This window comes from Desulfocurvus sp. (assembly GCF_023230885.1).
GTDB lineage: Bacteria > Desulfobacterota > Desulfovibrionia > Desulfovibrionales > Desulfovibrionaceae > Desulfocurvus.
On the sequence record NZ_JALNWM010000078.1, the window covers coordinates 1 to 13,799 of the forward strand.

A 13,799-nucleotide genomic window follows, 5' to 3' on the forward strand; every position below is an offset into this window, starting at 1 on the left:
CCCCGTCCCCCCGCCGCCTGCTCGTCCGCCCCGCCCCCCGGGCCTGGCGGACAACCGGCCCCGCCTTCAGGGCTGGCCGTCGTCCTCCATGCCCAGCTCCCGCTCGGTGAGATACTTGCGGCCGGTGGCCCGCAGGATGCGCGCCACGGTTTCGCCCTCGGGCGCGCCGCTGGCGGCCAGCCCTTCCAGGATGGCATCCAGCCGCCGTTCCTGGGCCAGATAGGCGCGCATGGCCTCCAGGGGGTCGCGCCGCACGGCCAGGGTGCTCATCCAGCCGATGCCCTCGGCGTACACCGCCCGCGAGGCCGCGTGGGCCGCCACCAGGGCCGTCAGGTGGGCCAGGGGCAGGCGCGAGGTCAACCGCTCCTCGTAGCGCCGCACCAGCACCGGCGGGCAGTAGTCCAGGAGCAGGGCGTAGAGCGCCGGGTCGCCGCGCAGGGCCTGCGGGCCGTCCAGGCTCGCCTTGAGGGCCGCGTCCAGGGCGTCGGCCAGGGCGTTCATCTCGCGCGAGAGCTCCGCCGTCAGGGCCGTCAGGGGCCGTTCCCCTCCGGCCGCGCGGTATTCGCGCACCAGCAGCCGCGCCTCGTCGCGGGCGCGACGGCGCAGGATGTCCAGCACCTGGGCCACATACTCGTCCTTGATCTCCAGGAACTCGTCGTCGGACAGGGCCAGCCCGGCCAGGATTTCATAGGACGAACTGATGACCCCGCACTTGTTGGCGCTGGCGCCGTGGACCACGAGCACCCCGTGCTCCTGGAGCCGCTCGCGCGCGCCCGGGGAGAGGAACAGGTTGGCCCCCTCCACCACCGCCCAGGCCGAGGGGCGGCCGTCGGGCAGCAGGAAGTCGCGCCAGTTGTCCTCGTTCATGGTGTCGGGCCGGCCCCCGGCGGGGATGAACAAGTCGGCCACTGCGGTGTTGTGCAGGGTGTCGCGCAGGTGCGCGCCGCCCGGCTCGGAAACGCGGACGCAGAACGCGCCCGCCCCGCGCAGCAGCCCGGGGTCGAACTCGGCCACGCCCAGGTTCGCGTCGGCCAGGCGCAGCAGCTCGCCGTGGTCCAGGCCGTCCGGGTCGTAGAGGGCGCCGTGGCCGTCGCTGGCCGAGACGATGCGCACGCCCGCGCCGTATTCGCGGATGAGGATGCGCATGGCGTTGGAGGCCACGTCGCCGCGGGTACCGCCGGTGAACTTGACCGAAAACGGACGGGCGCGCGGATCGATACCCAAAAGGCGCAGGATCTCCTCGGCGAAAACCACAACGCCCAGGGAGGTCACGCCGTAGCGCTTGTGGCTGATGCCCGTACGCGGCTTGGAGCTCATGAGCGCCGAGGGCCAGGGATAGCCCCGGGCCCGGGCCCGGGCCACCATCCATTCGATGTGCGCGGGGGTCACGTTCTCGTCGGGGCCGAGGAAGACCACCTCGTCGCGCCCCAGGTGGTCCACCACCCGGCGCAGGCTGTGGCGGCCCCTGTCGGCCAGGATCAGATCCAGCAGGGCGTCGGTCATGGACTTCACGGCCAGATCGAGGTCGGCCCCGGGCTCCAGGAGCAGAACGGCCTTGGAGCCGCCCTCGGGGATGTCCTTGTTCTTGCTCTGCTGGCTGAGGGCCAGGGCCGTGACCTCGGCGAACTGCCGGCCCGCCTCCAGCTCGAACTGCGCGGCCTCCGCCGTGGGCACGATGCGCACCCCGCCCCGGGCCATCTCGCGGTAGCGCACATGAAAGGCCTGATAATGTGCGCCGTGGAAGAAAAAAATGCCGTAGGGCGCCTGCCCGCCGCCCGGGACGGCGCCCCGCCCCGGCCCCCGGCGCCCGGGCAGGCGCGTGAGCACCGCCGGGTCGAGGCGAAAGCCCAGGCCGAACCGCGCGTCGAGGTACTGGTTGGTGCGCAGGGTGTGGGTGACGAAGGTTTCCATGACCTGGAAGACCCGCGCGGGCATGTCGGCCGAAATGGCCGCGCGGGCCTCGCGCAGGGCGCGCAGGGCCTCGCCCTGGCGCCGCGCGCGGCCACGGGCCCCGGCCGGGTCGAAGCGGGCCGCGAAATAGTCCAGCAGCCTGCGGGCCGCCCCGGGCTGGGCCAGAACCGCCGCGGCAACGTTGGCCGTGGTGTAGGCGTAGGGGTCCAGGCCGTGCAGGAACTGGTGGGCGAAGGCCGCCCCGGCGCCCAGAAGCGCCACCTCGCCCAAAGAGAATCCGGCCTCCAGCAGGGCGTCCAGGGGGCGGCCCGTGGCCTGCCACTTCACCGTGCGCAGCTCGGCGAACAGGGCCTCCCGGCGCTCCGGGGCCAGGGCCGGGCTGTCCTGCGGCAGATAAAAGCTCATCACGCAGAAAGACCGCCCCGGCGTGGCGTACACGTCGGCATAGGCCCGCTCGGCGCGGGCCCCGGCCCGGCGCAGGATGCGCGCCGCAGCCAGCAGCACCCCCCGGGCGGGCGCCTCCATCATGGCCACCACCAGCCGCGACAGCCCGGGATAGACCCCGGGCTCCAGGGCCACGTCGACGCCCTCGCGGCCCCGGATGTGCCGCCAGAGGGCGAAATGGCGCATGGTGCGCCCGGCCTCGAACTTCTGCACGCAATCGTCCGTGGCCGAGGCCAGGAACGCGCGGAACTCCGCGAGCATCCGGGGGCGCAGGCCGCCCTCGGCCCGGGCCAGCTCCAGCGCCCGGGCCAGGGCCGGGCCGTCCGGCTCCGCCTGCCTGGCCGGGGCGGAGACGAAGGTATCCAGGCGCAGGCGGCCGTCGGCGGTCTGGACCATGCGCGCGCCCAGGATGCTGCGCGCGGCGACGCCCTCCACGGCGGCGACCATGGCGTCCATGTCCCCGCCCGGGGACAGAACGGTGCGCCGCGTGCCGCAGGGGCTCTCCAGGACCACCACCTGCCCCTGGGTCAGCACCTGCCCCGAGACCAGGGCCCGCAGGTGCGCGGCCTGCTCCTCCCCGCTGTGGGTGCGGAAGTAGTAGTCCGGCATCTGGGCGAAAAACCAGGGGACAACCTCGCGGGTGGCCGCGTCCAGGCGGCTGGCCAGCAGCTCGCGCATGGCCCGGGCGTCGCGCGGGGGGACGGGGTCGTGGCGGGCGGGGGTCATGGCGTTTCTCCTTGCGGGCTTGCGGGCGCGGGGGGCTCGGCCCGCCCCGTGGCCAGGCAGTCGGCCCAGTCGTCGCGGCCGTTGGCGGCGGCCAGGGCGGCGGCCGCGTCCCAATCGTAGTCGACGGCGAACAGCTCGGCCCGCCAGCCCGCCCCCGCGCGCTCCACCACCGCATAGCGCGCGTGGGGCGAGCCGCAGCTCATGGCGTGGGGCGGCTGGTCGTCGGTGTAGGCGGGCAGGCCCACGCTGCCGGGGTTGACCACCAGCCGACGGCCCGTGTGCAGCACGCGCGGAACGTGCGAATGGGCGCACAGCACCAGGGGGTAGTCCCAGCCCGCGAGCTCGGCCTCGACCGCCTCGGGGCGCCGGGGTTCGGGCAGGCCCGAGTCCACGTCGTCCAGCAGATAGCGGGCGTCGTCGCAGGGCGTGCCGTGACACAGCAAAACGCCGCCCTCCAGGGTCATGACCCAGGGCAGCGCCGCCAGGCGCTCGAGCTCCCAGGCGGGCAGCGCCGCCAACACAAACTCCAGGGTCGGCCCCTGGCGCCCGGGCGGGTCCAGCAGCAGGCGGTCCTGGTTGCCGGACACGGTGGGCATGGGCCGCCCGGCCAGCAGCAGGGCGGTACCCGCCGGGTCCAGCGGGCCGTAGTGGATGTCGCCAAGGTTCACGAAACGGTCGACGCCCTGGCGCCCGGCGTGCTCCAGCACGGCGGACAGGGCAAAGGAATTGCCGTGGATGTCGGCAAGAACGGCCAGACGCATGCACACCCCCTCGCTGCTCGGGCGGCTCCGCAGGAGCCCTGCCCCAGGCATACATGCTTTCCGGCCCCGGGAACACCCCCCGCGCGCGGAAAATACGGCGAACAGGCCATTTTTCCCGGCCGGACCCGGGCCTTGACGCCGCCGGGGCCCGCCCCTACCCTGGGCGCCCACCCGGCCCCAAGGACAAGGACATGACCGAAGCCCGCGACCAGCAAAAGCCCGCGCCGCCCGCAGGCGTCCGGCCCGACACCTCGGAGCCGGGGCCAGGTGCGCCCCTGTTCGCCGGGGTCGACGCGTGCCGGGGCGGTTGGGTGGCGGCCCTGGCCCCCGGCTGGCCCCTCGCCGCGCCGCCGCGCATCCTGCTGCTGCCCTATTTCGCCGCCGTGCTCCGCGCCGTGGCGGGCTGCCGCCGCGTTGGGCTGGACATGCCCGTGGGCCTGCCCTCGGGCCCCGGGGTGCGCCGCTGCGACCTGCTGGCGCGCGAGGAGCTGGCCCGGGGGGCCGGGCCGGACGCGCGCGGCGCGGGGGCGCGGGTTTTCCTGGCGCCCCCGCGCGAGGCCCTGGCCGCCGCCACGCCCCGCCAGTTCCAGGCCCTGCACCGCGCGGCACGCGGCACGGGGGCCGGGCTGCCCGTGTGGGGCATCGTGCCCCGGCTGCGCGAGGTGGACGCGGCCATGACCCCCGCCCTGCAGGAGCGCGTCTTCGAGGTCCACCCCGAACTGGCCCTGGCGCGGCTGGCCGGGCGGGTCCTGCCCTCCAAGCACGGCGCCCCGGGCCGGGAGGCCCGCCGGACCCTGCTGTGCGGCCCGGATTGCGCCTGGGCCGCCAGGGGCGTACACTGCGCGGGCGTGGCCGCCGCGCCCCACGACCTGCTGGACGCCGTGGCCTGCCTGGCCGCCGCCTGCGCGCGCCACCAGGGCCGAGCCCTGCGCCTGCCCCGGCAAAGCCCGCCCCGCGACGCGCGCGGCCTGCGGATGGAAATCTGGTTCTAGCCCCGAAACAGCGGCGCCCCGCAACGAACCGCCATGCCCCTGATCAAGCCCTCGACCCTGCGCTACCTGAAGGAGGCGGCCAAGCTCCCGCGCTATCCGCTGCTGGAGCGGCTGCACGGCTACGTCTACCTGCGCTGGCCCTACCTGTACATCGGCCTGGGCCTGGGCACGCACCCCCTGGCCCGGCTGCTGGCGCCCCTGGCGGCCCTGGCCGCGCGCATCCACCCCCTGCGGCCCGACGCCGACACCGACCCGCAGCGCGTCTCCTGGGCCGACAGCTACCACGGCAAGGCCCTGCCCCTGGAAGAGGCCCGCAGGCTCGTCACCGTGCGCCGCGACATCGACATCCGCGACCTGGAGAAGATCATTCCCTACAAGCGGGCCCGCGACCTGGTGCTGCGCAACCCCGAGCGCATCGTGGCCCTGGAATGCCCCTGCCGCCGCGCGCGCGAGAACCCCTGCCTGCCCCTTGACGTGTGCCTCATCATCGGCGAGCCCTTCGCCGGTTTCGTGCTGGAGCACCATCCGGACAAGAGCCGCCCGATCAGCCCCGAGGAGGCCGTGGAGATACTGGAGCGGGAGGACCGGCGCGGGCACGTCCACCACGCCTTCTTCAAGGAAGCCATGCTGGGGCGCTTCTACGCCATCTGCAACTGCTGCTCCTGCTGCTGCGGGGCCATGCAGGCCCAGCGCAACGGCATTCCCATGCTCTGCTCCTCGGGCTTTGTGGCCGAGCTGGACCCCGGGGCCTGCGTCCACTGCGGGCTGTGCGCCAGCCGCTGCCAGTTCCGCGCCCTGAGCCACGCGGACGGCGCAACCCGGCTGGACCCCTCGCTGTGCATGGGCTGCGGGGTGTGCGTCAACGCCTGCCCCCGGGGAGCCCTGAGCCTGCGCCGCGACGCCGCGCGCGGCGAGCCCCTGGAGATCGAGGCCCTGCTGGCCCGCGCCGCGGGCACGGCGCCCTGAGGGCCGCAGGCCGCGGCCACGCGAAGGGGCCCCGGCGCGGTGTCGCGCCGGGGCCCCCGCGCAGGCCCGGGCCGGGTTCAGGCCTCGGCCGGCGCCTCCTCGCGGGCGGGGGGCGGGCCGTCCTCCAGGGCCTCGCCAGCCACGGCGGACAGCTCCTGCGCCGAAAAGACCCGGTCGATGTCCAGGATCATGATGAACCGCTCCCCGACCTTGGACATGCCGTGGATGAACTCGGCGCGGATGCCCGTGCCCATGCGCGGGGGCGGGGCGATGTCCTCCCCGGCCAGCTCGAAGACCTCGCGCACCGAATCGGCCAGGGCGCCGAGGACCACGCCCTCGCCCTCCATGTCGGCCTCCACGATGATGACGCAGGTGTCCACGGTCTGCCGGGTGGCCTGCATCCCGAACTTCAGGCGCAGATCCACCACGGGCACCGCGTGGCCGCGCAGGTTGATGACCCCGCGCATGAACTCCGGCGCGCGCGGGATGCGCGTCACGCTCTGGAACTCCAGCACCTCGCGGACCTTGGCGATGTCCAGCGCGTACAGCTCGTCGTCGAGGACAAAGCTCAGGTATTGGCGCACCGCGCCCGCATCCAGTTCAGCCATGCTCGCCTCCTTCCCCCCGGGGGGCCCGGTTGCAGATTCTATCAGCTTATCGGTATCGCGCCCCGTGTCAAGGGGTGGCGCGCCCGGCCATGACCTCGGCCAGGGCCCTGGCCAGCTGGTCGGGCTCCATGGGCTTGGCCAGATAGGCGTCCATGCCCGCGGCCAGGAAGCGTTCCCGGTCGCCGCGCATGGCGTGGGCCGTCATGGCCACGACGGGCACCGTGCCCGGGGTCGGGCCGCCGCCGGACTCGCGGATGCGCCGCGTGGCCTCCAGGCCGTCCATGTCGGGCATCTGGATGTCCATGAGCACGCAGTCGAATCGCTCGCGGCCCAGGGCTTCCAGCACCGTGCGCCCCGAATTGGCCGTGACCACCTCGTGACCCATGCGCTCCAGGATGCGCCGGGCGTAGATCATGTTGACCATGTTGTCCTCGGCCAGCAGGACGCGCAGCGGCCCGGGCCCGGACGGCTCCCGCGGGATGTCGTCCTCGGTCCACGGACGGGCCACGCGGCACACGGCGGTGAACTCGAAGCGCGAGCCCCGGCCCGGCTCGGACCACACGTCGATGCCCCCGCCCATCATTACCGCCAGGCGGCGCGAGATGGCCAGCCCCAGGCCCGTGCCCTGGTAGCGGCGACGCAGGGAGCCGTCCACCTGGCTGAAGCTTTCGAATATCTCGCCCTGCTTGTCGGCCGGAATGCCGCAGCCCGTGTCGCGCACGGAAAAACGCAGGGCCAGCGGCGCGCCGGGGGCGTTGGCGTCCGCGCCGCCGGCGGGCAGCGCCTCGCGCGACACGCGCACCGTCACCGCGCCCCGGTCCGTGAACTTCACGGCGTTGCCCACCAGGTTCACCAGCACCTGGCGCAGGCGCCCGCCGTCGCCAAGCAGCCCGTCGGGCACGTCGCCGTCCACGGCCCAGTCCAGGGCGATGCCCTTGCGGCGCACCTCGACGGTGAATATCTCGGCCACCGAACGCACGAACTGGCGCAGCAGGAAGCGCTCCTCGGTCAGCTCCAGCTTGCCGGCCTCGATCTTGGAGATGTCCAGGATGTCGTTGAGCACGCGCAGCAGCGCGCGGCCCGAGTCGCGCAGCATCTCCATGTTGGCACGCTGCCCGGCGGTCAGCTCCGAGTCCAGGGTCAGCTCGGCCATGCCCAGGATGCCGTTGAGCGGCGTGCGGATCTCGTGGCTCATGTTGGCCAGGAACTCGGACTTGCTGCGCGAGGCGGCCTGCGCGGCGCGCCCGGCCTCCAGCAGCGCCTCCTCGCCCATCTTGCGCTCGATGGCCAGGGCCACCTGCCGCGACACGGCTTCGAGCAGCCCCACGTCCTCGCGGCGGAAATAGGCCGCGTCGGTATAGTCCTGCACGGCCATGGCGCCGATGACCCGCTCGCTCACCCGCAGGGGCACCCCGAGCCAGACCCGCGACATGGTGCCCACCGGGGTCAGCCCCGTGTCGCGACGGCGCTCGATCATCTCGGCGCGGGTCAGCATCAGCGGCTTGCCCGAGCGGATGACCTCCAGGGTCAGGCTCGACGTGCGCGGGTTGGAGATGTCGCGGATCTCGAAGAAGGCGCCGTCCATCTCGTCGCGGAAATAGGGGAAGACCAGGCGGTCGTGCTTCTCGTCCAGCAGGGCGATGAAGAAATTGCGCGCCCGCAGGGTTTCCGTGAAGATTCCGTGGATGGTTTCGTAAAGGTGGTTCAGGTCGCGCGTGGCGCTCACGGCCTCGGAGATGCGCGACAACAGGTCGGCCACGGCCTCGGCGTGCCTGGCCCGGGAGATGTCCACCGCGGTAAGCAGGAGCCCTTCCAGCCCGCGCCGACCGCGCACGGCGCACAGCTCCACCAGGGCCGGGAACGTCCCGCCGTCCTGGCTGGCCAGCCCGCACTCCGCGGCCACGGGGCCGCCCCCCCGATCCAGTTCGGCCGCGGCGCGCTCCAGGACCCGCGCGCCGTCGGCGGCGAACAGCTCCTCCAGCGGCCTGCCGAGCATCTGCTCGCGGGAGCAGCCGAACAGCCGCTCCGCCCCGGGGTTGAACTCCGCTATGCGCGGGCCGGGCCAGGCCCCCTCGGCCAGGACCACGGCCACCGCCCGCGAGCCCTCGAACACGGCGCCCTGACGCGCAAGGCTCCGGTGCAAAAGGCCGCGCGCCGCGTCGGCGCGGGCGGCCTCCCGCGCCAGGGCCCGGCGCAGGCGGCGCCCGTCCCACAGGGCCAGCCCCAGCAGCCCGGCCGCAAGGCCCAGGACGGCCAGCGCGCCCCGTGGCGCCACGGCCCACAACGGCCACAGCGCCGCCGCGGCCAGGACGGCCACGGCGACGACCAGGGCCCCGGCCCGCCAGGACACGGGGGAGGAAGGGACGCGGGAGTTCATCGTCCCCTCAAGCTAGCACATCGCCACGCGCGGCAAAAGGGGCGCGCAGCGAAAAACCCGTCGCCCGGGACGGCTCCGGGGGGTCAGCCCTGGCCCAGCAGGGGCCGCAGGTCGTGGACCACATCGCGCAGCACGTCCTGCAGGGCCTCGCGCAGCAGGTCGCGAAAGCGCGTGTCCGACGGGGTGACGAACGTCCGCTCCCAGCGGCCGTAATACGTCTTTTGCAGGGCCGTCTGGCCGTCGCGCTCCAGGGTCACGGCCAGCTCCATCTCCGTCACATGGTCGAACCCGTCGCGCGTGGTGCTGAGCTTGAGGATCTCCCCGCGCACCACCTGCCCGGGGTTGAAGGGCGAGTCCCGGTTCTCGCGGCTGGCGTCGCAGCCCCGGGCGGCCAGCTCGGTCCGCAGGGCCCCCTCCACCCACTGGCTCACCGTGCCCGTGGCCGGATACAGGGCGATGGCGCGGTCGCGCCCGATGTCGGCGCCGGGGCGGCGGTCGGCGAAGGCGCCCACGGCCACGGGCCGGGCGCACAGCCCTTCGGCCTGGCCCACGGCCAGGTATTCCAGGGGCACGAGGTTGGTCTTGGGGCCGCACCCGGCCAGGGCGGCCAGGGCCAGACAGCACGACGCGAGAAACAACAGGGGCTTCATGGCGAAACACTCCGGGGAGGCGGTGGATTTTGGCGCACACTACCCCAGGCCGGGGCCGCCCGCAAGGTTCCCCGCCACCCGGCCGGGCCGGGCCGGCGCGGGCGGCTTGACTTTGCCCGCCCCGCGTGGGATGCCCCGCACAACCAACGGGGACGCCGCCATGCACGACAACGACGCCACACAACGCTTCCTGGACAGCCTGCCCGAGCTGGCGCCGGACCAGGAATTCCGCTTCGCCTGCCACCCGCAGGTGCCCTGCTTCAACGCCTGCTGCGGCGACCTGAACCTGATGCTCACGCCCTACGACGTGCTGCGCCTGCGCCGGGCCCTGGGCGAGCCCAGCGCCGAGTTCATCCGCACCCGGGTCCATGTGGCCCTGGCCCCGGACACCGGCCTGCCCCTCATGCGCCTGCGCATGCGCGACGACAAGCGCCGCAGCTGTCCCTTCGTGAGCCCCGGGGGCTGCACGGTCTACCCCCACCGGCCCTCGGCCTGCCGCACCTATCCCCTGGGCCGGGCCACCCGCCTGGGCGAGGACGGCGAGGTGCTGGAACGCTTCTTCCTGGTCCGCGAGGGCCACTGCAAGGGCTTCGCCCAGGACAGCGCGTTCACCCCCGCCACCTGGCTCGCGGATCAGGAGCTGGCCGTGTACAACGCCAGCAACGACCGCACCATGCGCCTGATGGCCCGCGTCAAGGCCACCGGGCGCCCCGTGGACCCGCGCCACGCCAACATGGCCGCCCTGGCCCTGTACCAGCTCGACTCCTTCGCGAACTTCATCCGCGACACCGGGGTCCTGGGCCGGCTGGACATGGCCCCGGGCCGGGCCGAGGCCGTGCTGGCCGACGAGGCCGCGCGCCTGGAGTTCGCCCAGGACTGGCTGACCCTGGTGCTCTTCGGCTGCTGCGACGGCCTGGAGGTGCGCCGATGACCCAGGCCCCGCCCCCCAGCCCCAAGGTCGTGCCCCGGGCCGAGGCCGCCGCGCGCCTGGAGGCCCTGCGCCCCGGGCGGCGGGTGGTCTTCACCAACGGCTGCTTCGACATCCTGCACCCCGGGCACGCCGATCTGCTGGCCCGGGCCCGGGCCCAGGGCGACCTGCTGGTTGTCGGGGTGAACGACGACGACTCCGTGCGCCGCCTCAAGGGCCCGACCCGCCCGGTGAACCCCGTTGGCGACCGCATGTTCGTCCTGGCCGCCCTGGCCTGCACGGACCTGGTGACCTCCTTCGGCGAGGACACGCCCCTGGAACTGATCCGCGAGCTGCGCCCCGACGTACTGGTCAAGGGCGGGGACTGGTGCGTGGAGCGCATCGTGGGCCGCGAGGTGGTCGAGGCCGACGGCGGCCGGGTGCTGTCCCTGCCGCTTCTGCCCGGCCACTCCACCACCGGGCTCATCGAACGCATCCTGGCCGCCAGCGGCCGCGCCTGAGCCCGGCCCCTTCCGCCATGCGTCGTTCCGCTTTTTTCATCGGCTGCCTGTGCGCCCTGGGCGCGACCATGATCTGGTCGGGCAACTTCGTGGTTTCGCGCGGGTTGGGCGAGGTCTTCCCCCCGGTGCGCCTGGCGCTGCTGCGCTGGATCACGGCCACTGTGGCCATCCTGCCCTTCGGGCTGGCCGCCGCCCTGCGCCAGCGGGCCCTGCTGCGCCGCCACCTGGGCTACGTCCTGGCCTCGGCGCTGCTTGGCGTGTCGGCCTTCAACACGCTCATCTACATCGCGGGCCGCCACACCGAGGCCGTGAACATGGCCCTCATCGCGACCTCCACCCCGGTGTTCCTGATGACCATCTCGGCCCTGTTCCTGGGCGAGCGGGTCACGGCCCGGACCTTCGCCGGGGCCGGGGTGGCCGTGTGCGGGGTGGTCCTGCTGGTGACGCGCGGCGACCTCGCGCGGCTGCTGGAGCTGCGCTTCAACCCCGGCGACGCGCTGATGCTCCTGGCGGCGTTCCTGTTCTCGACCTACAGCATCCTGCTGCGCCGCCGCCCGGCGGGGCTGGATCAGGGCGCCCTGCTCACCGCCACCTTCGCCCTGGGCGCCGCCGGGCTCGTGCCCTGGGCCCTTTGGGAGGCCTGGGCCCTGCCCCCGGGGAGCGGCGAGCTGACCCCGCAGGTGCTCGGCGCGGTGCTCTATATCGGCGTGGGCGCGTCGGTGGCGGCCTATTTCCTGTGGGGCCGGGCCCTGGAGCAGGCCGGGCCGACCGTTGCCGGGCTGATCTACTACACCCTGCCCCTGTTCAGCGGCCTGGAGGCGGCCCTGCTGCTGGGCGAACCCATGACCTGGGTCCACGCCGCCAGCGGCGGGCTCATCGTGGGCGGCATCGCCCTGGCCACCCTGCGCCGGGGCAACTAGCCCGGCGGGGAGCACGCCGCGCGGCCGGTGCGCGCGGGCCGGGCCCGGGCCCGACCTCCCGGTGCGTGGCCCGCGTCGGCAACACCGCCCCTCCCCGCGGGCCCGGGCCCCGCCGCAACGCGGGGTGCGAGGCTCGCAACGTCCACGCCGCACCCCCGCGCGCCCGGGCCCCGCACCAGCCCGATGGGGTTGGCGCTCATCGCAGCGGCCGCACCCCCGCGGGCCCGGGCCCCGCCGTTCCGGGTGCGCCCCATGCGGCAACGCCCTTCCCCCCCCCATGACCGGCCCCGTCCGGGCGGGCCCCGTGTCGCCGCGCCCCCCCAGCCCGCACGTCATGCCCGCGCAGCGAGCCGCCCGCCGCCCGGGCCGGGAAGGCACCGGCGGCGACAAATCGGCGCCACGCCGCGCAAGACGCGGCAAGACGCCGCCACGGCGCATGCAACAGTCCGGGATATCTTCCGCACCCAACGCGCTGAGGCGGTCTCCCAGGGATTTTACCCTGTACAAATAGCGCAAAGCCCTATATACACCCGTGGCGTTCTGGGTTATGTTTAAAAGTTTTGCCCAGACAGTTGCGGGACACGGGGAACCGCATCCGCCATCCTGGCGGATGTCCAGCCATAACGGCCAGATGCGGCGGCAAGCGGCCGGAGGCCATCCTCCGGGCAGCCCTGTTGTCGTGTTTGGCGCGCCGCCGTCCCCCTCCCGCCGAAGGAACACCATGCGCGACCCCCAGGACCGTCATGGCCTGCGCCAGGAACGGTATTTCGCCATATCGCCCCTGATGCTCTTCCCCGGAAGGGCCGGGGACTTTGATGTCTTCCTGCTGCGCGGCGGGGAGTTCGTGCTCCACGCCCGCGCCTGCGAACGCTTCACCCAGAGCCACAGGACCATGCTGAGCGAAAACGGCGTGACCGAGGTCTATGTGCCCTGCCACCAGGAGCCCGCCTACCGCGCCTATGTGGAGCACAATCTCGGCCGGACCCTGCTGCGCGAGGACGCCCCCCTGGAGGAGCGCGCGCGCCTGGTCCACGAATGCGCCGTGGACATCGTGCGCTCGGCCTTCGAGCACCGCCTGCCCGAAACCCTGGCCCGCCAGCAGAACATCGCCCGGGTCATGGAATTCGTGCGCGAGGCCCTGGCCTTCCTGTGCGCCGGGCAGTCCTTCCAGACCCTGGCCCGGCTGGTGTCCCACGACTACCGCACCTTCTCGCACTGCGTACACGTCTTCCTCTACTCCTCGGCCATCCTGCAAACCTACGAACCCGACCGCCAGACCCTGCTGGACGCCGGCATCGGGGCCATGCTCCATGACATCGGCAAGGTCCTGATCCCCCACGACATCCTGAACAAGACCGGGGCCCTGACCCTGAGCGAGCGGGCCGTCATCAACACCCATCCCGGCAAGGGCGTGGACCTGTGCGCCGGGCTGCCCCTGACCCGGACAACCCGCGACTGCATCCTGCTGCACCACGAAAAGCTCGACGGCTCGGGCTACCCGGGGGCCGTGCGGGCCGGAGCCATCCCCCTGGCCGTGCGCGCCGTGACCATCGCCGACATCTACGACGCCATGACCACCAACCGGCCCTACAGCCGGGCCATGCACCCCTTCCAGGTCCTGCGCATCATGCGCGACGAGATGTTCGACGAACTGGACATCGAGATGTACAAGCGCTTCGTGACCATCCTCTCCGGGGCGCGCATCGTCTAGCCCGGCCGCCCAGGCACACCCCGCCGCGCCGCCGCGTGCGGCCCGGCCCGCGCCCCCGCGCCGGGCCGTCCGCACCCTGTCCGCGCCGCCGCACGAGCCCGCCCCCTGCCCCGCGCCACCGTGGCGGAATGCGCTCCTGCCCCCGCCGCCGCCGTGCGCTGTCCGCCTCTGCCCTGCTCCCCCGGCAGCCGTGCGCTGTCCGCCCCTGTCCGCTGCCGCCGCAGTGCGCGGTCCGGCCTCCCGCTCTTCCGGGGCGCGGCGGCTGCGTATTTTTCCCGCACCGGACTTGACAGCCTCCGGCCCGC

The 13,799-nt window shown here is 73.6% G+C and carries 11 protein-coding genes; 6 read left to right on the plus strand and 5 right to left on the minus strand.

What is annotated here, in order from left to right; translation table 11 throughout:
- Positions 1 to 66 precede the first annotated feature (66 nt).
- Entirely contained in the window at positions 67 to 3,081 is a 3,015-nt protein-coding gene (locus M0P34_RS07265) for an NAD-glutamate dehydrogenase domain-containing protein (RefSeq protein WP_291497916.1), read from the minus strand.
- Positions 3,078 to 3,842 carry a metallophosphoesterase family protein gene (locus M0P34_RS07270; RefSeq protein ID WP_291497918.1) on the minus strand — a complete coding sequence of 255 codons (765 nt, stop codon included), beginning with the start codon at positions 3,840 to 3,842 and terminating at the stop codon, positions 3,078 to 3,080. Before M0P34_RS07270 ends, M0P34_RS07265 begins: the two co-directional genes overlap by 4 nt.
- A gap of 191 nt (positions 3,843 to 4,033) precedes the next feature.
- Here M0P34_RS07270 and M0P34_RS07275 point away from each other — a divergent pair, with 191 nt between their 5' ends.
- Positions 4,034 to 4,834 carry a DUF429 domain-containing protein gene (locus tag M0P34_RS07275; protein WP_291497920.1) on the plus strand — a complete coding sequence of 267 codons (801 nt, stop codon included), beginning with the start codon at positions 4,034 to 4,036 and terminating at the stop codon, positions 4,832 to 4,834.
- Positions 4,835 to 4,867: 33 nt separating this feature from the next.
- A complete protein-coding gene (locus M0P34_RS07280; RefSeq protein WP_291497923.1) occupies positions 4,868 to 5,800 on the plus strand; it encodes a 4Fe-4S binding protein in 933 nt (310 codons plus the stop codon).
- Positions 5,801 to 5,877: 77 nt separating this feature from the next.
- On the opposite strand, the gene M0P34_RS07285 is transcribed toward M0P34_RS07280, so the two are convergent.
- The 3 genes from M0P34_RS07285 to M0P34_RS07295 form a co-directional block, all read right to left on the minus strand.
- The gene (locus tag M0P34_RS07285) at positions 5,878 to 6,408 is read right to left on the minus strand and encodes a chemotaxis protein CheW (protein WP_291497924.1); all 531 of its coding nucleotides are present in this window, start codon (positions 6,406 to 6,408) and stop codon (positions 5,878 to 5,880) included.
- 67 nt (positions 6,409 to 6,475) lie between these two features.
- The gene (locus M0P34_RS07290; protein ID WP_291497926.1) at positions 6,476 to 8,785 is read right to left on the minus strand and encodes a response regulator; all 2,310 of its coding nucleotides are present in this window, start codon (positions 8,783 to 8,785) and stop codon (positions 6,476 to 6,478) included.
- Positions 8,786 to 8,868: 83 nt separating this feature from the next.
- A complete protein-coding gene (locus M0P34_RS07295; RefSeq protein ID WP_291497928.1) occupies positions 8,869 to 9,435 on the minus strand; it encodes a hypothetical protein in 567 nt (188 codons plus the stop codon).
- Between the two features lie 160 nt (positions 9,436 to 9,595).
- Between M0P34_RS07295 and M0P34_RS07300 the strand changes: the two genes are divergently transcribed.
- The 4 genes from M0P34_RS07300 to M0P34_RS07315 all read left to right on the plus strand — a co-directional run bounded on the left by M0P34_RS07300 (position 9,596) and on the right by M0P34_RS07315 (position 13,494).
- Complete coding sequence (locus tag M0P34_RS07300) at positions 9,596 to 10,366, plus strand: YkgJ family cysteine cluster protein (protein WP_291497930.1); 771 nt, start codon at positions 9,596 to 9,598, stop codon at positions 10,364 to 10,366.
- Positions 10,363 to 10,863 (plus strand): D-glycero-beta-D-manno-heptose 1-phosphate adenylyltransferase, encoded by a 501-nt coding sequence (gene rfaE2, locus M0P34_RS07305; protein ID WP_291497932.1) that lies wholly within the window; start codon positions 10,363 to 10,365, stop codon positions 10,861 to 10,863. Before M0P34_RS07300 ends, rfaE2 begins: the two co-directional genes overlap by 4 nt.
- Positions 10,864 to 10,880: 17 nt before the next feature.
- On the plus strand, positions 10,881 to 11,783 hold the full coding sequence (locus M0P34_RS07310; protein WP_291497934.1) for a DMT family transporter: 903 nt from the start codon (positions 10,881 to 10,883) through the stop codon (positions 11,781 to 11,783).
- Positions 11,784 to 12,504: 721 nt separating this feature from the next.
- A complete protein-coding gene (locus M0P34_RS07315) occupies positions 12,505 to 13,494 on the plus strand; it encodes an HD domain-containing phosphohydrolase (protein ID WP_291497936.1) in 990 nt (329 codons plus the stop codon).
- Positions 13,495 to 13,799 lie beyond the last annotated feature (305 nt).

What these genes read in the sequence shown, in the direction of transcription:
- M0P34_RS07280 (WP_291497923.1), top strand. Translation starts at nt 4,868, where the DNA reads ATGCCCCTGATCAAGCCCTCGACCCTGCGCTACCTGAAGGAGGCGGCC.
- M0P34_RS07300 (WP_291497930.1), top strand. Translation starts at nt 9,596, where the DNA reads ATGCACGACAACGACGCCACACAACGCTTCCTGGACAGCCTGCCCGAG.
- M0P34_RS07285 (WP_291497924.1), bottom strand. Translation starts at nt 6,408, where the DNA reads ATGGCTGAACTGGATGCGGGCGCGGTGCGCCAATACCTGAGCTTTGTC.
- M0P34_RS07290 (WP_291497926.1), bottom strand. Translation starts at nt 8,785, where the DNA reads ATGAACTCCCGCGTCCCTTCCTCCCCCGTGTCCTGGCGGGCCGGGGCC.
- M0P34_RS07265 (WP_291497916.1), bottom strand. Translation starts at nt 3,081, where the DNA reads ATGACCCCCGCCCGCCACGACCCCGTCCCCCCGCGCGACGCCCGGGCC.
- rfaE2 (WP_291497932.1), top strand. Translation starts at nt 10,363, where the DNA reads ATGACCCAGGCCCCGCCCCCCAGCCCCAAGGTCGTGCCCCGGGCCGAG.
- M0P34_RS07315 (WP_291497936.1), top strand. Translation starts at nt 12,505, where the DNA reads ATGCGCGACCCCCAGGACCGTCATGGCCTGCGCCAGGAACGGTATTTC.
- M0P34_RS07310 (WP_291497934.1), top strand. Translation starts at nt 10,881, where the DNA reads ATGCGTCGTTCCGCTTTTTTCATCGGCTGCCTGTGCGCCCTGGGCGCG.
- M0P34_RS07275 (WP_291497920.1), top strand. Translation starts at nt 4,034, where the DNA reads ATGACCGAAGCCCGCGACCAGCAAAAGCCCGCGCCGCCCGCAGGCGTC.
- M0P34_RS07270 (WP_291497918.1), bottom strand. Translation starts at nt 3,842, where the DNA reads ATGCGTCTGGCCGTTCTTGCCGACATCCACGGCAATTCCTTTGCCCTG.
- M0P34_RS07295 (WP_291497928.1), bottom strand. Translation starts at nt 9,435, where the DNA reads ATGAAGCCCCTGTTGTTTCTCGCGTCGTGCTGTCTGGCCCTGGCCGCC.